19 protein-coding genes and 1 pseudogene are annotated in these 21336 nt (G+C 72.7%); 13 read left to right on the top strand and 7 right to left on the bottom strand.

Annotated elements, in window-relative coordinates; all coding sequences use genetic code 11:
* The first annotated feature begins 37 nt into the window (after positions 1-37).
* Complete coding sequence (locus ACH4J0_RS12030; RefSeq protein ID WP_396238891.1) at positions 38-664, top strand: TetR/AcrR family transcriptional regulator; 627 nt, start codon at positions 38-40, stop codon at positions 662-664.
* Positions 665-986: 322 nt separating this feature from the next.
* On the opposite strand, the gene ACH4J0_RS12035 is transcribed toward ACH4J0_RS12030, so the two are convergent.
* From ACH4J0_RS12035 to ACH4J0_RS12045, 3 genes are read right to left on the bottom strand one after another with little or no spacing between them, the layout of a single operon-like run.
* The gene (locus ACH4J0_RS12035; RefSeq protein ID WP_396238893.1) at positions 987-2075 is read right to left on the bottom strand and encodes a M14 family metallopeptidase; all 1089 of its coding nucleotides are present in this window, start codon (positions 2073-2075) and stop codon (positions 987-989) included.
* Between the two features lie 15 nt (positions 2076-2090).
* A complete protein-coding gene (locus ACH4J0_RS12040) occupies positions 2091-2423 on the bottom strand; it encodes a hypothetical protein (protein WP_396238895.1) in 333 nt (110 codons plus the stop codon).
* A 50-nt stretch (positions 2424-2473) separates the two neighbouring features.
* Positions 2474-3193, bottom strand: a complete 720-nt coding sequence (locus ACH4J0_RS12045; protein WP_396238897.1) for a TetR/AcrR family transcriptional regulator — start codon at positions 3191-3193, stop codon at positions 2474-2476.
* 344 nt (positions 3194-3537) lie between these two features.
* On the opposite strand from ACH4J0_RS12045, the gene ACH4J0_RS12050 reads away from it, so the two are divergent.
* Positions 3538-4167: a maleylpyruvate isomerase N-terminal domain-containing protein gene (locus ACH4J0_RS12050; protein ID WP_396238899.1), complete on the top strand. Its 630-nt coding sequence runs from the start codon at positions 3538-3540 to the stop codon at positions 4165-4167.
* Between the two features lie 92 nt (positions 4168-4259).
* Complete coding sequence (locus tag ACH4J0_RS12055; RefSeq protein ID WP_396238900.1) at positions 4260-4649, top strand: hypothetical protein; 390 nt, start codon at positions 4260-4262, stop codon at positions 4647-4649.
* Between the two features lie 243 nt (positions 4650-4892).
* On the opposite strand, the gene ACH4J0_RS12060 is transcribed toward ACH4J0_RS12055, so the two are convergent.
* A complete protein-coding gene (locus tag ACH4J0_RS12060; protein WP_396238903.1) occupies positions 4893-5321 on the bottom strand; it encodes a hypothetical protein in 429 nt (142 codons plus the stop codon).
* A 238-nt stretch (positions 5322-5559) separates the two neighbouring features.
* Between ACH4J0_RS12060 and ACH4J0_RS12065 the strand changes: the two genes are divergently transcribed.
* Entirely contained in the window at positions 5560-5994 is a 435-nt protein-coding gene (locus tag ACH4J0_RS12065) for a hypothetical protein (protein WP_396238905.1), read from the top strand.
* Between the two features lie 147 nt (positions 5995-6141).
* On the opposite strand, the pseudogene ACH4J0_RS12070 reads toward ACH4J0_RS12065, so the two are convergent.
* Positions 6142-6354 (bottom strand): annotated as a pseudogene (locus tag ACH4J0_RS12070) (diacylglycerol kinase); the annotation flags it as partial.
* Positions 6355-6374: 20 nt separating this feature from the next.
* Between ACH4J0_RS12070 and ACH4J0_RS12075 the strand changes: the two are divergent.
* Positions 6375-6542 carry a hypothetical protein gene (locus ACH4J0_RS12075; RefSeq protein ID WP_396238971.1) on the top strand — a complete coding sequence of 56 codons (168 nt, stop codon included), beginning with the start codon at positions 6375-6377 and terminating at the stop codon, positions 6540-6542.
* A complete protein-coding gene (locus ACH4J0_RS12080; RefSeq protein ID WP_396238907.1) occupies positions 6539-7498 on the top strand; it encodes a hypothetical protein in 960 nt (319 codons plus the stop codon). The genes ACH4J0_RS12075 and ACH4J0_RS12080 overlap by 4 nt, the downstream gene beginning before the upstream one ends.
* 79 nt (positions 7499-7577) lie before the next feature.
* On the opposite strand, the gene ACH4J0_RS12085 is transcribed toward ACH4J0_RS12080, so the two are convergent.
* Positions 7578-8096, bottom strand: a complete 519-nt coding sequence (locus ACH4J0_RS12085; protein ID WP_396238909.1) for a hypothetical protein — start codon at positions 8094-8096, stop codon at positions 7578-7580.
* 435 nt (positions 8097-8531) lie between these two features.
* Positions 8532-9275, bottom strand: coding sequence for a LuxR family transcriptional regulator (locus ACH4J0_RS12090; protein ID WP_396238911.1), 744 nt, complete (start codon positions 9273-9275; stop codon positions 8532-8534).
* Positions 9276-9647: 372 nt separating this feature from the next.
* Here ACH4J0_RS12090 and ACH4J0_RS12095 point away from each other — a divergent pair, with 372 nt between their 5' ends.
* Genes ACH4J0_RS12095 through ACH4J0_RS12125 form a run of 7 tightly spaced genes read left to right on the top strand, consistent with a single transcriptional unit; the run spans position 9648 to position 21236 of the window.
* Positions 9648-9968: a phosphopantetheine-binding protein gene (locus ACH4J0_RS12095; RefSeq protein ID WP_396238913.1), complete on the top strand. Its 321-nt coding sequence runs from the start codon at positions 9648-9650 to the stop codon at positions 9966-9968.
* Positions 9958-13290: an amino acid adenylation domain-containing protein gene (locus ACH4J0_RS12100; protein WP_396238915.1), complete on the top strand. Its 3333-nt coding sequence runs from the start codon at positions 9958-9960 to the stop codon at positions 13288-13290. The genes ACH4J0_RS12095 and ACH4J0_RS12100 overlap by 11 nt, the downstream gene beginning before the upstream one ends.
* On the top strand, positions 13287-15431 hold the full coding sequence (locus tag ACH4J0_RS12105; RefSeq protein WP_396238917.1) for a beta-ketoacyl synthase N-terminal-like domain-containing protein: 2145 nt from the start codon (positions 13287-13289) through the stop codon (positions 15429-15431). The genes ACH4J0_RS12100 and ACH4J0_RS12105 overlap by 4 nt, the downstream gene beginning before the upstream one ends.
* Positions 15432-15451: 20 nt before the next feature.
* Positions 15452-18652, top strand: coding sequence for an amino acid adenylation domain-containing protein (locus tag ACH4J0_RS12110; protein ID WP_396238919.1), 3201 nt, complete (start codon positions 15452-15454; stop codon positions 18650-18652).
* A complete protein-coding gene (locus ACH4J0_RS12115) occupies positions 18649-19401 on the top strand; it encodes a thioesterase II family protein (RefSeq protein ID WP_396238921.1) in 753 nt (250 codons plus the stop codon). The genes ACH4J0_RS12110 and ACH4J0_RS12115 overlap by 4 nt, the downstream gene beginning before the upstream one ends.
* A 32-nt stretch (positions 19402-19433) precedes the next feature.
* Positions 19434-19622: an MbtH family protein gene (locus tag ACH4J0_RS12120; protein WP_396238923.1), complete on the top strand. Its 189-nt coding sequence runs from the start codon at positions 19434-19436 to the stop codon at positions 19620-19622.
* A 33-nt stretch (positions 19623-19655) separates the two neighbouring features.
* Positions 19656-21236 carry an amino acid adenylation domain-containing protein gene (locus tag ACH4J0_RS12125; RefSeq protein WP_396238925.1) on the top strand — a complete coding sequence of 527 codons (1581 nt, stop codon included), beginning with the start codon at positions 19656-19658 and terminating at the stop codon, positions 21234-21236.
* Positions 21237-21336: the final 100 nt, after the last annotated feature.

Raw genomic sequence — 21336 nt, forward strand, 5'->3', positions numbered from 1 at the left:
GGGAAAGCCCGTACGAATCCTCTGGGAGGATGGCGCCATGACCAGCACGCCGATCGCCGACCTCTGGCCCACCCTGCCCGGCGCCGACACCCGCCCCGAGGCGGCGTACCGGCTGCTCCAGGCGGCCGTCGAGTCGTTCGCGGAGCGCGGCTTCCACGCCACCACCACCCGGGACATCGCCACCGCCGCCGGGATGAGCCCCGCCGCGCTGTACATCCACTACCAGTCCAAGGCCGCGCTGCTCGCCGAGATCAGCCAGGCCGGGCACACCGCCACGCTGGCGCTGGTGCGGGAGGCGGCGGGCGGGGACGGCGGCCCGGCGGAACGGATGCGGCGGCTGGTCGAGCAGTTCACCGCCTGGCACGCCCGGGCCCGGACCGTCGGCCGAGTGGTCAACTACGAGCTGCACGCGCTGCCCGAGGACGCGTACGCCGTCGTCGCGGCGTTGCGCCTGGACATCGAGCGCGAGGTCAGCGCGCTGATCGGGGCGGGCGTGGAGGCCGGGGAGTTCGAGGTCGCGGAGGTGCGCACCGCGGCCCGCGCGGTCACCTCGCTGGGCATCGACGTCTCCCGCTGGTACACCGAGCGCTCCTCCGGGACGCCGGAGGAACTCGGCCGCCGCTACGGCGATTTGGTGCTGAGAATGCTCGGCGCCCGGGTCTGACGTCCGGCCCTCGCGCCACACCCTTGACCGGCTCCGGGGATGCGGGCAGACTCGTATACGAAGTACGTGTGCCTCGTAGGCGTACAGCGCCGGGCACTCCGGACAACGCCGACTTCCCGGTCGGCGTGGGCTACCAGCGCCACGCCGACTTCGCCACCACCAACTGGTCGCCCCAACTGGTCGCCCCAACTGGTCGCCCTCGACGACGGCGTCTCCCGGGTGCTGCCGCCCCTCGACCCGTTCTTCTTCCACTGGGCCGCCTGGGCGCAGTCGTCAGGGCGCCCGCCACGACCGGTCGTGGCGGGCGCTCCGCTGTCGGGCACTATGGCTGAGGGGACCCGGCGGTGGCCAGGCAGAACCGGACGAGCCCGGCGTCCACGTCGAGGACGACCTCCTCCATCTCCTCCCACAGCGGGTGGAACTTCTTGCCCCACTCGACGGTGAAGCCGAGCACCTTGCCCCGGCCGGAGTCGACGAAGTGGCGGGAGAACACGTAGTCGTCGCTGGTTCCGCTGGTCGGGTAGAGGTGGAACCCGGTCAGCGGCTTGTAGGCCCTCCCGTGCACGCCGTGGGCGCCCTGGCAGAAGGCGGTGGCCAGTTCGAGGGCTCGGTCGGCGTCGTCCTTGGGGATGTACTCGGCGTACGCGGTGTCGTCCGGGAGCCCGCGCTTGCCGTCGTACCGGGGGTTGCGGAAGTTCATCGACGGGTCGTCGGACTGGTTCTCGTCGTCCCCCCAGTTGTAGAGCATGTCCTCGGAGTAGCTGTGCACGTCGACGAACCACCTGGTCTCCGGGAACCGGTCCAGCAGCCAGCGGACGTTGCGGGTCTCGGGCTCGGAGAAGGCGCTCGGGCCCTCGTAGACCTGCTGGTCGCACGGATCGGTCGAAACCTGGGGTGTGGCGGTCGGCGCGAACGCCTTGGTGAAGTCGAAGAGGAAGTCGTAGTTGCGGTTGATGTCGACGCCGATGCAGTCGGGGTTCGAACTGCCGCCGGAGTTGGCCGGGTTGCGGTTCTTGCGCCACATCGGGTCGACGGTCTGGCTGTGCAGCCGGCCGTCCGGGTTGACCAGTGGGAAGACCACGAGGTCCAGCCGGGTGAGCAGGTCGTGCACCTGTCGCGCGGTGACGGTGGTGGCGCCGTAGCCGAGGCCGGTACCGGACTGGTAGGCCTCCAGCAGGTCGGCGGCGAAGTGGACCAGGATCTCGCAGCTGCCCCACTCGCGGGCGTGCACACCGCCGATCAGCATCACGCAGTGCTTGGGGGACGGGGCGGGTGCGCCGATCTGCAGGGCGTGGGCGGTGCGGCCCTCGATCGAGGGCTCGGGCAGGGTGATGAGCTGGGTGGTACCGGGGTACGCGGCGGCCAGGCTGGTCACCGCGGACTCGACCTCGGTGATGTTCAGGTACGACATGACGGGCCTCCGGGCTCAGCGGGTGAGCTTGGCGGCGAGGCCGCGCGGAACGGCGTCGGCGGCGGCGAACCGGTCGCCGGTGCCGACCTCGGCCTGGGCGGCCCGCCCGGCCTCGCTGGCGTTCCCGATCCGGGTGACCGTGACGCCCTCGCGTTCGAGGGCCGCCACCCGGTCTTCGGGGGCGTAGACGTCGATGCCGACGCGACCGTCCGGCTCCCGCTGCTCGCGCCCGCCGGTGTCGGGGCGGGTCTCGCGCAGCAGGGCGCCCAGGATCTCCGCGTCCCTGGCGGTGACACGGAGCTTGAGGATGTCGGGGCGGGTGGGTGGGGTGGAATGTACGGCGGACATGACGACCTCTGGTGACGAGTACGGATATGTCCGACGTGTACCTCGTATCCTCAGGATCCGCCGTCGCCGTAGAAGGCGTCAAGGGGCGGCTCCGGCATCCCGTTCAGCAGGCTGTCCAGGCCGGCCAGCATCTCGGCCCGGTCGTCGAAGTCGGTGAAGCGGGGGACCAGCGCACGCAACCGCGGATAGTCGGTGGCGGACAGCAGGTGCAGGCCCAGCCGCAGTGACGGGTCCGGTTCCTCGGGGTTGTCGACCACCTGGCGCTTGTCCACCAGCAGGCAGCCGAGGCTCCAGGCGACGAAGGTGCGGTAGATCGTCAGCGCGGTGGCGTCGTCGAAACCGGCCCGCCCGAGCACCGAGAGGATGTGCTCGGTGAGTTCGAGCGCCGGGGCCGGGCGTCGGGACACCGGGATGGCCAACGGGCGGGTCGCGACCAGCGGCAGGATCTCGGGGTGGGCGTGCGCCACGGCGGCGAAGGCCTGGGCGATCCGGCGCAGCTCCATCCGCCACCCGGGCTCGTGCGGGCCGCCGGCGCTGGTGCGCAGCCGGGCGTTGGTCTCGGTGAAGTAGGCCTCGGTCAGGCCGTCCAGCAGGGCTTCCTTGCCGGGGGTGTAGCGGTACAGCGCCATCGACTCGACTCCGAGCTCCGCGGCCAGCCTGCGCATGGTCAGCGCGCCGAGCCCCTCGCGGTCCACCAGTGCCACGGCGGCGTCGAGCACCAGCGGGCGGCTCAGGCGCCCCCGCTTCTCGGGGCCGTCCCGCTCGACCATGGCCGTACTCCTCCGAGTCGGTGCCGACACCGTCGGCCGCACCGTGCCGTGCCCGAAGTCGGGCAGGTGGGGCAGGTGACGCAATGGGTGCAGGTTACGCAGCGGATACAGAACCAGGATACAAGGTATGAATAGGTGGAAAACAGGCCTCCAAGCCCCCTGGTGGATCACGGATGGTAGTCGGCGGGCGGGCGGGCGGGCGGCGGTGGTCCCGGGTAGCGGACGGGGGCGGTGTCGGTCATGGGCCCGGTGGTGGCGGCCGGACCAGGGGGGGTGCAAGCGTTCTGCCGGTGAGGGCGGGTAGCGTGGGGCACTCCGGTGGACACGGGTTCGAGGAGGAACCGATGGGCAGTCAGAACTACCGCGTGGGCGAGCTGTTGACCGAGGCCTGGGCGTCCTGGGCGGAGCGCGGAGCGGCCCTGAGTGCCGAGGACTGGGACCGGCCCACCCGGCTGTCCGAGTGGACCGTCCGGGACCTCTACGCGCACGTGGCCCCGGCGCCGGAGCAGTTCGCCGGGCTGCGCGAGGCCGTGGTCGAGGGCCCGGCCGGGCTGACCGGCGGGGCGGACGTCCTGCGGACGTTCAACCAGCCGGGCGGTCTCGCCCACACCGCCGCCGGGCAGATCGCCGAGATGGCCAAGGAGGCCGCCAAGGTGACCGAACCAGCCGTGCTGATCGCCCGGTTCGGCACCGAGGGCCCCGCCGCCCTGACAGGGATCGCGGACCTCTCGCCCGACACCGTGGTGGCCCACCAGCTGCTCGGGAAGGTGACGGTGGGGGCGCTCGGCGAGGTGGCGCTGATGGAGGCCACCGTCCACCTGCTCGACCTGATCGCGGCGGTCGGCGGACCGGCGCCCGCCGAGGGGGCGCTGCACTTCACCCGGGCGCTGCTGGCCGAGGCGACGGACCCGGTGGCCTTCATCGAGGCGGCGGCGGGGCGCAGTGCGGAGCCGGTGCTGCCGATCATCCGCTGAGGCGCCGGGTCATCCGCCGAGGGACCGGGGGTCGGGCGTCCCGGTCAACCGTCTGCGCTGGTCAGTCGTATGATCTGCACCAGTGATTCGGCATGGGTGGGGGGACGTCGGTGGACTCGTTGTGGAACCTGTGGTGGCTGGTGCCCGCCGTCCTCTACGGAGGCGGATCGATCGCCAACCGGGTGCGCCGGGACGTGAAGGACCGGCACGAGCGCAAGCTCGAACTGCTCGACGCCCAGCACCAGCAGCGCCTGGCGCTGGAGGCGGCCAACCGGCCGCCCGAGCCGGTCTGCGGCTGCACCCACCACCTGGCCAAGCACGACAAGCAGGGCCGCTGCCACGAAGTGGTCGAGACGCCCACGGCCTGGGACGCCGAACGCCGCCCGGTGCGCTACGAGCCCGGGCAGTGCAACTGCCAGCAGTACGTGGGGCCGGAGCCGCTGGGCACGGTGTACGCGCCGGAGCTGATCGACCCGCGCTGAGCCGTTTGCGGGGAGGAGCGGGGGGGGGGGCCCCCGGGGGGGGGGGGGGGGGGGGCCCGCGCCCCCGCCCCAGCCCGGGGGGGGGGCGGGCCCACCCCCCCCCCACAGAGAGCGGGGGCTGTGGTGTGGGGGGTTTGGCGGCGGGGGGGCTGGTGTCCGGGGCGGGTGTGTACCCCCCGGGGGGGGGGGGTGGGGGGGGGGGGGGGCCCCCGCCGCGGGGGGGGGGCGCCCGCTCCTGCGCGCTCAGCCCTCGAAAGTCCTGGTCGTGCCGACGCACAACGCCCAGATGACGAAGGCGTCGATCGTGATGAGGACGATCGCCCAGAGCGGGTAGTGGGGCAGCCAGGCGAAGTTGGCGATCATGCCCAGCCCGGCGACGACCACGCCGACGGCTCGCGCCCAGACGGCGCCACCGAACAGCGCCGTTCCGGCCAGGACGAGGAGCACCCCGAGGGCCAGGTGGATCCACCCCCAGCCCGTGGTGCTCCACGTGTACGTGTAGCTCCGGGTGACCACCACCAGGTCGTCGTTCACGATCGCGGCGATCCCCTGCAGGACCGACATGATGCCGCCGAAGAGCAGCATGACCGCGGCCAGCGTGGTCCACCCGCCGGCGTAGGCCCGCTCCACGGTCAGGGTCCTGCGGCCGTTCTCCGTGACACCACCGGACATGGCGTGGACTCCTTCCGAAGCGACCGCGTCACCCGCACGAGGTGACCTGCCCAGGGATCTCCTCCTCCAGGCTGCCACGCACCCGCGTTCCCGGCGAGGGCGGCCTCGCCCCGGGCGCCGGACGGTCCGGGGAACGGTGGAGTCGCAGCCGTACCGCGGTCGTGGGAAGTTGGTGGACGGAGGCCTCCGACCGGGTCGCACGGGAACGAGCGACGACCTTCTCCGAAGGAGTCCGAGCATGGCCAGCAACATCAGCGGAGCACCGGCCGGTACCACGGAAGTGAACCGGGAGCCCTTCGCGACGGGTTGGACCGTCTTCGCCGCCTGTCTGATGATCTTCGGCGGGACGATGGCGGTCCTGGAGGGGATCGCTGCGGTCGTCAACGACGAGCGCTTCATCATCGCGGGCAGCTACGTCTTCAAGTTCGACACCACCGGGTGGGGCTGGGTGCACATCGTGCTCGGCCTCGTGATCGTGGCGGCGGGCTGCGTGCTCTTCCGTGGCGCGCTGTGGGCCAGGATCCTCGGTGTGGTCGTCGCGGGCCTGAACATGATCGCGAACTTCCTGTGGCTGCCCTACTACCCCTTCTGGGCCGTCGTCCTGATCGCCATCGACGTGTTCGTCATCTGGGCGCTGACGGCGGGGACGCACCGGCCGGAGCACGCGGTCTAGAGACCCTGGGTCGGCCCGGACTCCCCACCACGGCCCCGGGCGGTCGGTCTCCGCCCGGGGCCCGCTCAGCGCGTGCGGGCCCCGTCCATCGGCCCGGTCCCCTCACCGGTCGGCGCCGGGCGCCCCAGGGCCAGGGCGAGGAGCCCGCGCCAGCGCGTCGAGTTCCTCGCCGGAGTAGCCGAGCAGCAGATCGGGCAGCGCCCCCAACGCCGTGCCCGTCTTGGCATCGCGGTACTCCGGGCTCTGCACGATCTGCGCGTACACCCCGAAGGAGACGGTGTTGACGAACGGGTGGCCGCTCACCGTGCCGAGGTCGACCAGCAGTTCCTCACCGTCGGTCAGCGCGGCCAGGCTGCGGGAGGCGCGACGGAAGGAGACCCGTGCCTGCTGGTGTGGACCTGCGCGACGACCTCGACGCGTACGGGCCGAGCGAGCCCGTCGGCGCCGACCGGATCCTCCCCGCGCTTCCCACCACGGTGAGCGCGTACCGCTCCCGGGAGCGGGGCGAGCGGGGCGGGGAACGGGCGAACGGAACACCGCCCCGGTGAGCGAGCACCGGAGCCCGGACCTGCCGGGCGAGGAACTCGACCGGGTGCCGCCCGCACTGGCGCGGTCCCTGCTGCGCGGTATGCTCGCCGACCCGCGTCACCTTCCCGAGTTGCTGGCCGCGTTCGCCGTCCGCAACATGGGCCCCCGGGCGGCGACCGCCGTCGCCCGGCTGCGTGCCCAGCGGCCGGACCTGGACCGCGAGCAGCAGCGGATCCTCCTGACGTCGCGGGGAATCCGGATAACCACCACCGAGGGCGCGTTCGTCGGCGGTCCCTCCATGCTGCTGATCCCGGTCGCGTTCTGTGCGGCACTACTGGTGCAGGCCCAACTCGTGCTGGAACTGGCCGTGCTGGCCGGGCTCGACCCGACCGAACCGGAGCGCGGGGCCGAACTCCTCGTCCTCCAGACCGCGTACGCCGACACCGGTGCCGCGCGGGAGGCGATGAACGCGCTACCGGCCGTGGCGGACGACCGCGCCCGCCACGGGCCCGCCGCGGTCTGGGCGGTCTGCCGGCGCATGGCTCATCTGCTGGGTCTGGTCTCCCCGCTGCAGGAGGGCGAACGGCGGCCGTCGCGGCTCGAAAGGGCCGGCCGGTGGGCCCTGCTCGGCGCGGTCCTGTGCGTGGGGATGGCGGCGCCCCTGGTGTGGCTGCCGTATCTGGGCGCCAGCTACCGGTCCTCGACCATCCGCATCGCACGGCGTGCCGGCAGACGGTACCTCGACAGCGCCGAGCCGTCCGGCATCGAACCGGCGCGCACCGACCCGGGCGTCGTGGCGGCGCTGCTCCGTGCCCTGCTGTCCGTCCTGTTCACCCTGGGCCTCCTGCTGCTGGTGCCGCTCGTGGACCTGAGGATCGCCGGAAGCCGAGGAGCGGCGCTGGTCCTGGCCGTGGTCCTCGGGTCCACCACGGCCACGCTCCTCTGGTACCGCCGGCGACGTCGCAGGCACCGGTAGAGCGGTGCGGCTTCCGCCCGGCGCCCGCCCCGACGACCCTTCCGCCGACACCGGCTCCCGGTGGCCGGACCGGGAGGCGTCAGTGGCCGATCGTGGCTTTGAGGGCCACGATGACCAGGCCCAGCAGGAGGTGAACCACGGCCTCCGCGGCCGCCTGCCGACGTGATGCGAGGGCGCGCAGAGCGCCGAGGTAAGCCCAGGCGACCTGCTGTGCCACGGCCGTGGCCAGGGCGAGCCAGGCGGTGGCGGTCAGTCCGAGCCCGAGCAGCGGGCTGACGGCCACGGCGGCGGCGGGGAGTACGGCCGCTTCGACGATTCCCCACTCCTTCCGGCCGACCCGGCGCACCTCCGCCCGGTCCGCGGGCCTGCCGGCCGTCCGTTCCCCGGCGAGGATCGAGTACACGTGGGCGGCCCAGAACACCAGCCCGGTGACGAGGAGGAGGACCGTGACCTCGACCCGGGGGAACTTCCCGACGCTGCTCGCGGAGGCGATCACCGAGGCTGCGAGGAGCGAGCCGTAGACGGCGCCCGCACAGTCGGTCCGCTCGCCGTGGCCCCCGCGACCGGGCTTGTGGAGCCAGGGGAAGAAGTGCTTCACCGGGCCACCGTACGGGTGCCTCCTCGACCCCCGCCCCTGCCACGCCGGTGTCGTGAGGCGGCTGCCCGGCCCGCTCCGTCACGGTCTTCTCGACGTCGGGCCGGATCTGGTGCGGGTTGATCCGGATCGTCCAGCGACCTCCCCCGCGTCCACGGTGGCCGGGACGTGTGGCGTCCGACGGGCGGTACCCGCGCCGCGGACTACGCCGCGGTGGCGCCCGTGGTGTCCAGCAGCTCGGTGAGCTGGGAGCGGTGCAGCGCGACGACGGGTTCGAGCACCGGGGGGCTCGGTCGGGTCAGCCCAGGGCGAGCGCGCTCAGCCGGTCGGAGGCGCCGTTGCGAGGAGGGACCGTAGAATGTCCCGCTGGCGCTCTCGCGGCCGTGCGATTCCGAGAGCGAGCGAGTCTCATGTCTGAGGCCAACGTCGAGCGCCCACTCAGATGACCCCGGCCTGGAGGGCGTAGACCACGGCGTGGGTGCGGTTACGCAGGTTGAGCCGGGTGACCACGCCGTGCACGATGCTCTTCACGGTGCGCTCGGAGTAGCTGAGCTTCGCGGAGATCTGCTTGGTGCTCAGGCCCTCGGCCAGTAAGCGCAGGACTTCGACCTCCCGGTCGGCCAGGCCGGCCAGGTTCAGACCGGCCGGCTCCAGCGCCTTGTCCCGGATCGCGCGGATCTGGGCGATGAGCGCCTGCTGCACGCCCGCCGAGGACTCCCGGCCCCCTGCGGCGGCCTCCTGAACGGCGCGCTTGATGTCGTCGAAACCGCTCTCCTGCCGGTGCAGATAGCGCACCAGGCCCAGGTCGATGGCCCGCAGCATGTGATGCTCGGGAAAATCGTTGGCGACCAACACCGTCGGCAGCACGCTGTCCGGAGTTTCACGCTGGACCCGTTCCACCCGGGAGAGCATGTCACCGGTGATCTCGGTCGCTAAGACCAGGAGGACATCGGCGGGATGGCGCCAGGTCCAGTAGCTGGCATCGATGTCCTTGCACGAAGAGAGCCACCAGACGGCGCCCTCTCCGGTGACGGGATCGTTCGCCAGAACGGCCACGGTGACGGGTTTGGCGGCCTTATCACTCATGGTCTTTCTCCCGGTCACTCGCAGGACGGAATTCCCCGCGGCCTTGCCCACGGGGCCGTTCGCGCTCACCCCTGGCGCCGTCATGGTGCGCTGCATCAATCTCACAATCGTGAGACGTCCGACGGTACGTCAGGAGTTCACCGACCGCCGCGGGAGTGGCCCCGGGCCTGCCCGTTGGGGCAACCGGAACTGCCCGAAAGCGCGGCCGACGCCGCCCGGCAACCGCAGAAGAGCAGGTGGCACGGCCTGCCGCCGGCGATCACGCCCCATCCGAACGCTGACGGGAGTCCGTGCCGCCCCAACGTGCGACGCTCCCTGCCCCAAGGGGCAGGACGGCTTGCGTGACCTCTCTCGTGCCGTTCATCTTGGGACCGGTGCGACGCTCCGTTCACAGCGCGAAGGTCTCTGCAGCAGGCCCGAATTGAATCCCTTCCCCCAATACTCCGGACAGAGAGGAAGCCTGCGGCCATGACCCTCCATGGGCATTCGACGGACAGCGCGGTACAGCCTCCCGAAACCCCTCCCGGTGCTCGTTCGCTGGACGAACTGCGGGCCGTCATCACCCGCATCTGGCAGGACGTGCTGCGTCTCGAAGACCTGACCGCCGAGGACAACTTCTTCGAACTGGGCGGGCATTCGCTGACCGCCTCGCAGGTGATCTCCCGGATGGCGCAGGCGTTGCGGGTGGAAGTGCCGCTGGCGGCCTTCTTCGACCACCCCACCGTCGCCGAACTCGCCGCCTTCACGGCGGCGGCGCAGCAGGCCGGGGCGCAGACCGGTGTCCAGTAACCTGCTGCCCGGCCAAGCCTCGCCGCTGTCGGCAGCTCAGCAGCGGCTCTGGTTCTTCTGGCAGCTGCGCCCGGACAGCAGCGAGTACAACGTCCCCAGGGCCACCCGGCTGCACGGCCCGCTCGACCTGCCCGCCATGGAGCGGGCCGTCGCACGGCTGACCGAGCGACACAGCATGCTGCGCGCCACCTTCCCCCTGGTGGACGGCGCGCCGGTGCTGCGGGTCGCGCGGGCCGTCACCGTGCCGATGACCGTCACCGACCTGACCGACCTGCCTGCCCCGGCCCGCGAACGCGCGCTGGCCGAGGCGGTGGACCGGCTGGCCCTGGCGGCGTTCGACCTGCGGGACGGCCCGGTGTTCCGGGCCGGGCTGATCCGGCTGGCGGCCGAGGAGCACGTGCTGGTGCTTGCCTTCCACCACATCGTGGTCGACGGCTGGTCGCTGGGCATCATCGAGCGCGACCTGGCCGCCGAGTACACTGCCGGGCTCACCTGCCCCGGCGGGGACGCGCGGCCGCTGCCCTCCTCCTCGTACGACTACCGGGACTACGCGGCCGCCGAGCGGCAGATGCTGGCGGGCCCGCGCAGGGCCGAGGCCATGGCCTACTGGCGGCGGCAGTTGGCCGAGGCGCCCGCGCAGCTCCAACTACCCACCGACTGGCCTCATCCGCGCGTCCCGAGCAACGCGGGAGACGCCGGCTCCTTCCCGGTGTCCCCCCAACTCGCGCAGCGGGCTCGGGCCTTGGCCACCGAGCAGCGGGTCACCAAGTTCATCGTGCTGCTCAGCGCCTACGCGGTGCTGCTGGCCCGGCTGGCCGGGGCCGAGGAGGTGGTGATCGGCGTGCCGGTCAGCGGCCGCACCACGCTGGAGACCGAAGGGGTCGTCGGGCTCTTCGTCAACATGCTGCCGCTGCGGGTGCGCCTGAGCCCCGGGCTGACCTTCGCCGAGCTGCTGCACCAGGTCCGCGACACCTTCCTGGCCGGTCACGAGTACCAGGACCTGCCCTTCCAGCAGGTCGTGGAGGAGCTCGCGCCCGAGCGGTCGACCTCACGCCACCCGATCTTCCAGAGCGTCTTCACCTATGAGGAGCCGGCCGCCACCGAGTCCGGGATGCCCGGGCTGACCGCGAGCCCGGTGCCGATCCGGATCGAGACCGCGAAGTTCGAGCTGACCCTGCATCTGGCCTTCGGTGCCGAACAGGCCGAGGGCTGGATGGGCTACCAGAGCGACCTGTTCGAGGCGCGCACCGCGCAGCTGCTGGGCGAGCGGTACGTGCGGCTGCTCTCGGCAGCCCTGGCCGCACCGGATGCGCCGCTCTCCCGGCTGCCCCTGCTGGGCGTACAGGAGGAGCGGACGGTGCTGGCCGGCGCACTCCAGCCGCCGGCGCCCGTCACCGAGTGCGTGGACCGGATGGTCGAGCGGCAGGCCCGGGAGCGACCGACGGCGATCGCGGTGCGCACCGCGGACCGCGCCCTGTCCTACGCCGAACTCAACCGGCAGGCCGACCTGGTGGCCGCGCGGCTGCGAGCGGCCGGCGCCCGGCCGGGCAGCCTGGTGGCGATCTGCCTGCCGCGTGGCGCGGAGCTGGTGGTCGCCGAACTCGGCATCCTCAAGAGCGGCGCCGCCTATCTGCCACTCGATCCGGCCAACCCTCCGGGCCGATTGGCCGCCGTGCTGGGCGACGCCGCTCCCCTGGCCGTCCTGACGGACCGGCAGCACCTCCAGCTGCGCGAGGATGCCCTTGTCCTCGAGGACATCCTCGGGCACAGCGACGCGCAGCCGGTGGGGCCCGAGCCCGCACCGCGCGCCCGGGCCACCGACCTCTCGTACGTCATCTACACCTCCGGTACGACCGGCCTGCCCAAGGGCGTGATGATCGAGCACCGGGCGCTGGCGAACCTGGTGGCCTGGCACCACCGGGAGTTCGGCCTGATGCCCGGCGATCGCACCACGCTGATCGCCGCCCCCGGCTTCGACGCCTCGGCCTGGGAGATCTGGCCCGCACTGGCCGCCGGGGCCACCCTCGAAGTCCCGGATACCGCGACCGTGTTGTCCCCGACCGAGCTGACCGACTGGCTGGTGGCCCGCGAGGTGACCAGCTGCTTCGTGCCCACCCCGCTGGTCGAGCGCATCGCTGCCGCCCCCTGGCCGGCCACCGGCGCCCCGCGCTCGGTGCTGACCGGCGGCGACCGCCTGCACGGCATCGGGCGCCGGGAGCTGCCCTTCCGGCTGGTCAACAACTACGGCCCGACCGAGAGCGCGGTGGTCGCCACCTCGGGCACGGTCACCCCCGGTGTCCGTGACCGTGGTGCGCTGCCGGACATCGGCCGCCCGATCGCCGGCGTCGAAGCCTTCGTGCTGGACGAGCAGTTGTGCCCGGTCCCGGTCGGACTGCCCGGGGAGCTCTATCTCGGCGGGGTCGCGCTGGCCCGTGGCTACCTGGGCCGGCCCGAACTGACCGCCGACCGCTTCGTCCCGCACCCCTACAGCCACGCTCCCGGCGCGCGGCTCTACCGTACCGGCGACCTGGTGCGCTGGCGTTCTGACGGCAGCATCGACTTCCTGGGCCGCAACGACCGGCAACTGAAGCTGCGCGGGTTCCGGATCGAGGCCGGTGAGATCGAGAACGTCCTGCGCGCCCACCCCTGTGTGCGCGACGCCATCGTGGCGCTCGCGCCCGTCGGCCCGGACGGCGCCGAACCCGCCCTGGCCGCCTACCTCGTGCTCACCGACCCGGCCGCGCCGCCCGACCGGGCCGAGCTGCACGAGCACGTGGGCCGCCAACTGCCCGGCTACATGCGCCCGCACGAGTACCGGGTGCTGCCCGCGCTGCCGTTGACCGCCAACGGCAAGGTGGACCGCGCCGCGCTCGCCGGGCAGGGGGCGCTGCTGGCCACCCGGGCCGCAGCACCCGACACCGGCACCCGTACACCACTGGAGCAGCGGATCGCGGCCGTCTGGGCCCGGGCGCTCGGCCACGAGAGCTTCGGCACCCGGGACAACTTCTTCGACATCGGCGGCCACTCGCTGCTACTGGCCGGCGTCCGAGCCGACCTGGCCGAGGAGTTGGCGCGCGAGCTGAGCATCCTCACGCTCTTCGAGCACCCCACCATCGCGGCGCTGGCCCGCCAGCTGGACCGGGCTCCCGACCCTGTGGCACCCGCCGCGAGCCCCGCGGACGATCCCGCCGGTGCTCGTCTGCGGCGCGGCACCGCCCGGCTGAAGGCGCTGCGGACACAGAACCGGCGCGCGGCTGCCGCTCGCACCCCGGACCCGGCCGCCCCTCTCCCCGACACCACTGTTGGAAGGACTGACTCATGATCGACGCCGACTACGACAGTGGCAACGACACGCACTTGGCCATCATCGGCCTGGCCTGTCGGTTCCCGGGCGCCGCCACGCCCGAGGAGTACTGGGACAACCTGGTGGCCGGCACGGACTCGGTGCGGTCCTTCACCGCGGAGGAGCTGCGCGAGTGGGGCCACGACCCCGCCGCGCTGGACGACCCGCGCTACGTCCCGATGCACGGCGTCGTCGACGGCGTCGGGGAGTTCGACGCCGACTTCTTCCAGTTCTCCACCCGTGACGCCACTGTGCTCAACCCGCAGCACCGGCTCTTCCTGGAGTGTGCCTGGGAGGCACTGGAGCGAGCGGGCTACGACCCGCGCGCCACCCCCGGCACGGTCGGCGTCTACGCCGGCGCGGGACGCAACGGCTACCCCGCGCTGGTGCGGGCCCAGGCCGACCGGTTCCCCGGGGTGGACGACCTCGCGCTCACCATCGCCAACGAGCCCGAGCACCTGGCCACCCGGGTCTCCTACAAGCTCGGACTGACCGGGCCCAGCATGGCGGTGCTGACGGCCTGTTCGAGCTCGCTGGTCGCCGTCCACGAGGCCGGCCGGGCACTGCTGGCCGGTGACTGCGACGTGGCGCTGGCGGGCGGCGTCACACTGCGCCTGCCCCGGGCCGGCTACCGCCACCTGGAGGGTGGCACGATGTCCCCCGACGGCCGCTGCCGCACCTTCTCGGCGGACGCCAAGGGCATCGTGGGCGGCGACGGGGCGGGCGTCGTGGTGCTGCGCCGCCTCCAGGACGCGCTGGACGACGAGGACCACGTGCACGCTGTGATCCGCGGCTCGGCGGTGAACAACGACGGCAACCAGCGGGCCGGCTTCACCGCGCCCGGCGTCCAGGGCCAGCGCGAGGTGATCCGCCTGGCCCACGCGGCGGCCGAGGTGAGCCCCGCCTCGATCTCCTACGTCGAGACGCACGGCACCGGGACCCCGGTGGGCGACCCGATCGAGGTCTCCGCCCTGGCCCAGGCCTTCGCCCGGGAACCGCTGCCGGCCGGCTCGGTCCTGCTGGGGTCGGTCAAGACCAACATCGGCCACACCGACACCGCCGCCGGGGTGGCCGGCCTGATCAAGACCGCGCTGGCGCTGGAGCACGGGACCATCCCGGCCACGCTGCACTTCGCGGGCCCCAATCCGGTCATCGACTTCGCCGCCACCCCCTTCGCGGTGAACACCGAGTGCCGCGCCTGGGAGGCCACCGCGTCCCCGCGCCGGGCAGGCGTCAGCTCCTTCGGTATCGGCGGCACCAACGCGCACGTGGTGCTGGAGGAGGCGCCGCGGGTTGCGGCGCCGACCGAGCCCCCGGCGCGCAGCCAGCTGCTGGTGCTCTCCGCCAGGTCCCCCGCCGCGCTGGCCGCGATGGCCGAACGCCTCGCCGAACACCTGCTGCGGCGGCCCGCACCGGCGTTGGCCGATGTCGCCTGGACGCTGCAGACGGGCCGGCACCCCTTCGCGCACCGCCGCTACGTCGTCTGCGCCGACCACGCCCAGGCCGTCGCGGCCCTCAGGGCTGCCGCGGTGCCCGGGCCCGGGTCGGGCGACCCGGACCAGTTGCTCCCGGACCAGTTGCTCGACCGGCTCGGCGAGCCGGAGCTGCCGCAGGCCGACCGCGTCGCGCTGCTCGCCGCCTTGGGGCGGCTCTGGCAGGACGGGACGGCGATCGACTGGGAGCGCCTGCACGGCACCGCGCGCCGTCGCCGGGTGCCACTGCCCAGCTACCCGTTCGAGCGCCGGCGTCATCTGGTCCAGCCGGAGCCCTTCACCGATGGCCTGACCCCCTCCGCCGGGGTGGGCGAGGAGTCGGTGCCGCACATCCGGGGGACCGAGGAGGGGGCCGCGCGGTCCATCGAGGACCGGCTCGCCGTGCTCTTCGCCAAGGTGCTGGGCGAGAGCGACGACCTCGTCCAGCAGGACTTCTTCGAACTGGGCGGCGACTCGCTCACCGCCGTGCAGCTGTTCTCGCTGATCGAGGACGAGTTCGGCGTGGCGCCGCCGCTGGAGGCCATCTTCGATGCGCCCACCGTCCCCGAATTCGCCTGCGTGATAGTTGAATTGCTCGACACCCTGCGGGCCACCGAGGCGAGCAGCGACGTCCGGGGGACCTCGTGACGCACACCGGGATCGCACAGGTGGATCAGCAGGCGGCGGCTGCGGCCAGGCTCGCACCGACCTCCTTCGCCCAGCGACGGCTGTGGTTCCTGGACCACTACACCGGCGGCAACAGCGCCTACAACCTGGTCTCCGCGCTGCGCCTGCGCGGCCCCCTGGACGTCGGTTCGCTGCACCGCTCCCTGCAGCACCTGGTGGACCGGCACGAGAGCCTGCGGACCACCTTCGAGCTGGAGCACGGTGAGCCCAGCCAGCGGATCGCCGCCGAGCTCCGGCTCGCCCTGCCGGTCACCGACCTGCGCGGCACCCCTGCCGGTGGGCGCGTCGCGCAGGCCACCGCAATGGTCGAGGCGGACGCCCTGCGCGAGTTCGACCTCGCCCAGGGGCCGCTGATCCGCACCAGCCTGCTGCGGCTGGACGACGAGGACCACGTGCTGGCGGTGGTCTGCCACCACATCATCAGCGACGGCTGGTCGATGGGCCGCTTCCATCTGGAGCTGTCCGCTCTCTACTCCGCCTGCCGAACCGGGGCGGAACCGCACCTTCCGCCGTTGCCCATGCAGTTCGGCGAGTACGCGGAGCGCGAGCGGGCCGCGCTGCTCGGCGAGCAGGCGCAGCACGCGCTGGCCCGGCTGCGCGAGCGGCTCGCGGGAGCACCGGCGGTGCTGGAGCTTCCGACCAGCTTCACCCGCCCGGCCGTCCAGGGCTTCGGCGGCGGGACCTACGACCTGGCCCTGGACGCCGGATTGTGGCAGCGGGTGCTGGCCACCGCGCGCCGGCACCGGGTCACGCCGTTCATGACCCTGCTCTCCGCCTTCGCCCTGACGCTCTCCCGGGTCTGCGGCACGCAGGACCTGGTGATCGGCAGCCCATCGGCCGGGCGGACCAGCACCGCCGTCGAGCCGCTGATCGGGATGTTCGTCAACACGCTTCCGTTGCGGCTCGACCTGTCCGGCGATCCCAGCTTCGCCGAGCTGCTGCACCGCACCCGCCGCACCGCCCTGGCGGCCTTCGCCGACCAGGGTGTGCCGCTGGAGCGGTTGGTGACGGAGCTCCAGCTGGACCGCGCGACCAGTCACGATCCGCTCTTCCAGACCATGTTCGCGCTCCAGCAGCCGCTCACTGTGCCGGAGTTGGCAGAGCTGGCGGTGGAGGTGCTGCCGGTGCGGCCGCCGACCAGCTTCACCGACCTCTGGCTCGAGATCCGCCCGGTCGACGACGGTGCGCTGGCCACCTTCCGCTACCGGAGCGAACTGTTCGACGAGCCGAGCGTGGCACGGATGGCCGAACAGTTCCACAACCTGCTGACCGCCGCCCTCGACGATCCGCAGATCAAGGTCGGCGAGCTCTCGCTGCTGAGCGAGCGGCAGGCCGAGCAGATCCTGTACGAGTGGAGCCGCAGCGCCGAACCGTACCCGTGGGACGGTCCGTTGCACGAACGGATCGCGCGCCAGGCCGTCCGTACCCCTGAACGCACCGCCGTGACCTTCGAGGGCGCTGCGCTGAGCTATGCGCAACTGATCGAACGGGCCGAGCTGTTCGCCGCCCGGCTGGCCGGGAAAGGCGCCCGGGCCGGGGGCGTGGTGGCGCTCTGCCTGCCGCGGGGACTGGACCTCGTGCCTGCGGTCCTGGCCGTCCTGCGCGGCGGCGGTGCCTACCTGCCGCTGTCGCCCGAGGACCCGCCCGGACGCCTGTCGCGGCTGGCGCAACTCTCGGGCGCGAGCCATGTGCTGACCACCGCCGAACTGGCCGGGGCCTTCGCCCCGACCGGGCTGCCGGTACTGGCCGTCGACACCCTCGTGGTCGGCGCCCTTCCGGTTCCCGAGCCGGCCCGGGTGGCCCCGGACGACCTCGCCTACGTCATCTACACCTCCGGCTCCACCGGCGAGCCCAAGGCGGTGGGCGCGCCGCACCGCGGGCTGGCCAACCGGGTGCACGCCCTCCAGGACTCCCAGCGCCTCACTCCCGCCGACCGGGTGCTGCAGAAGACCCCGTACACCTTCGACGTGTCGGTCCAGGAACTGCTCTGGCCGCTGACCGTCGGGGCCAGGCTGGTCATGGCCGCGCCCGGCGGGCACCGCGACCCCGGTTACCTGGTCGATCTGATCGAGCGGGAGGCGGTCACCACGGTGCACTTCGTACCGCCGATGCTGGAGGCCTTCCTCGACGAGCCCGACCTGCACCGGTGCGCTTCGCTGCAGCGCGTGTTCTGCAGCGGTCAGGCGCTGCCTGCTCAGCTGGTGGACCGCTGCCTGAGCCGGCTGCCGGTGCGGCTGTCGAACCTCTACGGGCCCACCGAGGCCTCGATCGAGGTCACCGAGTGGCAGTGCCCGCCCCTGGGCGCGGCCGAGCCCGGCGCCGCCCGGCAGGCGAGGGTGCCGATCGGACGGCCCATCGCGGGCGTGGAAGTCTACGTCCTGGACGGGCAGTTGCGCCCCGTCCCGGTCGGCGTACCCGGGGAGCTCTACCTGGGTGGGGTCGCGCTGGCCCGCGGCTACCTGGGCCGGCCCGAACTGACCGCCGACCGCTTCGTTCCCCACCCCTACAGCCGCACCCCCGGTGCGCGCCTGTATCGCACCGGTGACCTGGTGAGCTGGCGCGCCGACACCACCATCGACTTCCTGGGCCGCAACGATCACCAGATCAAGGTTCGCGGCCTGCGGATCGAGCCCGGTGAGATCGAGAACGTGCTGCGCGCCCAGCCCGAGGTGCAGGACGCCCTGGTCACCACCACGCCCGCCGCCGCCCCCGGCGGCGAGCCGGCCCTGACCGCCTACCTGGTGCTGGCTCAGGACGCCCCCGCCACGTCAGAACAGGAAGCGCAGACCTCGGCCCTGCGCGAGCGGCTGCGTGACCAGCTGCCCAGGTACATGGTCCCCAGCCACCTGCTCGTGCTGCCCCGCTTCCCGCTCAACTCCAGCGGAAAGGTGGACCGAGCGGCGCTGCCGCTGCCCGACCGGGATTCCGGCATTGCCAGTCAACGCGTGGAACCGCGAGGCGAGTTGGAGCGGTTGCTGGCCGAGATCTGGAGCCAGGTGCTGGGCCGGCCGGGCACCGGGGTGGACGAGGACTTCTTCGAGATCGGCGGCGACTCGCTGAAGAGCATCCAGGTGGTCCATCGCGCCCGCGAGGCCGGGCTGAGCCTCAGCGTCAGCCAGCTCTTCCACCACTCCACCATCGAGGAGCTGGCGCGGCGCCTGCGACAGGAGATCTCGGGGTGAAGACCCGCTGGCTGCTGCGGTTCCCACCGCGCCCCGGCGCGCGGGTGCGCCTGCTCTGCCTGCCCGGCGCCGGGGCCGCCGCCGCGATGTACCGCTCCTGGCACGAGCTGCTGCCGGCGGAAGTGGAGGTCTGCGCGGTCCAGCTGCCCGGTCGCGGCGCCCGGCTGCGCGAGCCGCTCCACACCGCGATGGATCCACTCGCCGACGCGCTGGCCGACGCGGTGCTGGCCGAGCCCGCCCTGCCGACGGTGGTCTTCGGGCACAGCCTCGGCTCGGTGATCGCCTTCGAACTGGTCGACCGGCTGAGGGATTCGACGACCCACGCTCCCGTTTCGCTGGTGGCGGCCGCGCACCGGGCCCCACGGCTGGGCAGCGCGGGCCTGCCGTACCACCGACTGCCGGACGCGGACCTGGCCAGGGTCATGGTCGGGCTCGGCGGCACGCCCGAAGCGGTCCTGGCACGGCCCGAGTTGATCCGGCTGGCCGCGCCCTCGATCCGCGCCGACTTCGAACTCGACTACACCTACCGCTACCGGCCGCGTCCGGTGCTGTCGATCCCGATCAGCGTCTTCGGCGGCCTGAGCGACTCCACCGTCACCGAGCCGGAGCTCGCCGCCTGGCGCGAGCACACCAGCGGCGGGTTCAGTCTGCGAATGCTGCCCGGCGACCACTTCTTCGTCAGCGGCCCCAGCCGTGCCGAGCTGCTCGGCCGGCTCGCCGCGCAGTTGCTCGGCGCACCGATCCGCTGACCCCGTTCACCTCTGGAAGAGAAGGACACGACATGTTCGAGGACGGCGACGACCGTCAGTACCTCGTGGTGCGCAACCACGAGGACCAGTACTCCCTGTGGCCGGAGGGCCGGGAGGTGCCGGCCGGCTGGGAGGGCGTCGGTGTGACGGGTGACAAGGCCACCTGCCTGGCCCACATCAAGGAGACCTGGACCGATCTGCGTCCCCTCAGCCTGCGCTAGCCAGCCCTGACGAGAAGTGGGAGAAGAACTACCGTGCAGCCAGAACTCTGCCTTCACCGGATCTTCGAGCAGCAGGTCGAGCTGCGGCCCGACGCGCCCGCGGTCTCGGACGACGAGGAGGAACTGACGTACCACCAGCTGAACGAGCGGGCCGCCCGGCTGGCGGCGGCGATCCTGCGCGAGACGTCCGGGCCCGGCGTCCGGGTCGGCCTGCACCTGCGGCGCGGAAACGCCGTGGTGGTGGCGATCCTGGCCGTACTGAAGGCCGGCTGCACCTACGTGCCGCTCGATCCCTCCTACCCGGCCGAACGCGTGCAGTACATGGCTGACGACGCGTCGGTGGAACTGGTACTGACCGACGCCGGCGGCGAGGCCACCGCCCCGGCGGCGCGGCGGGTGCTCGGCATCGATGCGAGCCTGTGGGCCGAGGACGCACCTCGGGCCGCCGAGGTGGCGGTGACGGCCGACGCGCCGGCCTACGTCATCTACACCTCGGGCTCCAGCGGCACGCCCAAGGGCGTCGAGGTCTCGCACCGCAACGTCACCGCGCTGCTGGCCGCCTGCGCGAAGGTGGTGGAGACCGACAGCAGCGACGTGTGGACGCTCTTCCACTCCTACTGCTTCGACTTCTCCGTCTGGGAGTTCTGGGGTGCGCTGGCCCACGGTGGCAAGCTGGTCGTGGTCTCCGCGCAGGCCGCCCGGTCTCCCGAAGCGCTGCTGGAGCTGCTCGCCGCCGAGCGGGTGACCGTGCTGAACCAGGTCCCGTCCGTCTTCCGGTACCTCTCCCGAGCCGGCACGGCCCCGGGATCCACCGGCGGCGCCCGGGCGGCGCTCTCCCTGCGCTACGTGATCTTCGGCGGCGAGGTGGTGGATGTCGACGCGGTCCGCGAGTGGCGCCAGGTCCACGGCACGGCAACGGCGTTCGTCAACATGTACGGCATCACCGAGACCACGGTCTTCTCCACCGGCCGGCATCTGCTCGCGGCCGAGATCGACGTGCCGGTCGGCTCACCGGCGCCGCCGGGAGCCGCCGACCCCTCGCTCAACATCGGCCTGCCGCTCGACGGCTTCGAACTCGCCGTGCTCACCGCGCAGGGCGAGCCGGCCGCGCCCGGTGAGATCGGTGAAATCCACCTGGCCGGGCCGCAGGTGGCCATCGGTTACCTGAACCGCCCGGAGCTGACGGCCGAGCGCTACCCGGTGCTGGCGCTGCCGGGACAGCAGCCCCGCCGCTACTACCGCAGCGGCGACCTGGCCGTGGTCCGGCCCGACGGTGCCATCGAGTACGCCGGGCGCGCGGACGACCAGGTGAAGGTCAACGGCTACCGGATCGAGATCGGCGAGGTCGAGCAGGCCCTGCGCACGGCACCCGGTGTGGGTGACCTGGTGGTGGTGCCCACCACCAGCCGGGTCGGCGAGCGGATGCTGGTGGCCTTCTACACCGCCCCCGTGGACAGCACTCCGGACGACGGCCTGGCCGACCGCCTGACCAGTCACGCCCGGGCCGCGCTGCCCGCCTTCATGGTGCCCGGCCGGTTCGTCCGGGTCCCCGCGCTGCCGCTGAGCCCCTCCGGCAAGACCGACAGGCGGGCCCTCGCCGAGCAGCTGCGCTGAGAGGGTCTGCGAGTAGGGGACGGCGTCGCGCTGCCCGGTTCCCTCCCCAGCCGTCGGCGGGAGTTGCCCGAGGACGGCCTCCGCGCAGTCGCCGACGCTT

It is taken from the genome of Kitasatospora sp. NPDC017646, from assembly GCF_044329365.1.
Lineage (GTDB): Bacteria > Actinomycetota > Actinomycetes > Streptomycetales > Streptomycetaceae > Kitasatospora.

Excerpts from the sequence above, each read along its gene's own strand:
- ACH4J0_RS12040 (WP_396238895.1), bottom strand. The coding sequence starts at position 2,423 with ATGTCCGCCGTACATTCCACCCCACCCACCCGCCCCGACATCCTCAAG.
- ACH4J0_RS12050 (WP_396238899.1), top strand. The coding sequence starts at position 3,538 with ATGGGCAGTCAGAACTACCGCGTGGGCGAGCTGTTGACCGAGGCCTGG.
- ACH4J0_RS12030 (WP_396238891.1), top strand. The coding sequence starts at position 38 with ATGACCAGCACGCCGATCGCCGACCTCTGGCCCACCCTGCCCGGCGCC.
- ACH4J0_RS12035 (WP_396238893.1), bottom strand. The coding sequence starts at position 2,075 with ATGTCGTACCTGAACATCACCGAGGTCGAGTCCGCGGTGACCAGCCTG.
- ACH4J0_RS12090 (WP_396238911.1), bottom strand. The coding sequence starts at position 9,275 with ATGCAGCGCACCATGACGGCGCCAGGGGTGAGCGCGAACGGCCCCGTG.
- ACH4J0_RS12120 (WP_396238923.1), top strand. The coding sequence starts at position 19,434 with ATGTTCGAGGACGGCGACGACCGTCAGTACCTCGTGGTGCGCAACCAC.
- ACH4J0_RS12095 (WP_396238913.1), top strand. The coding sequence starts at position 9,648 with ATGACCCTCCATGGGCATTCGACGGACAGCGCGGTACAGCCTCCCGAA.
- ACH4J0_RS12105 (WP_396238917.1), top strand. The coding sequence starts at position 13,287 with ATGATCGACGCCGACTACGACAGTGGCAACGACACGCACTTGGCCATC.
- ACH4J0_RS12055 (WP_396238900.1), top strand. The coding sequence starts at position 4,260 with ATGGGTGGGGGGACGTCGGTGGACTCGTTGTGGAACCTGTGGTGGCTG.
- ACH4J0_RS12065 (WP_396238905.1), top strand. The coding sequence starts at position 5,560 with ATGGCCAGCAACATCAGCGGAGCACCGGCCGGTACCACGGAAGTGAAC.
- ACH4J0_RS12045 (WP_396238897.1), bottom strand. The coding sequence starts at position 3,193 with ATGGTCGAGCGGGACGGCCCCGAGAAGCGGGGGCGCCTGAGCCGCCCG.
- ACH4J0_RS12060 (WP_396238903.1), bottom strand. The coding sequence starts at position 5,321 with ATGTCCGGTGGTGTCACGGAGAACGGCCGCAGGACCCTGACCGTGGAG.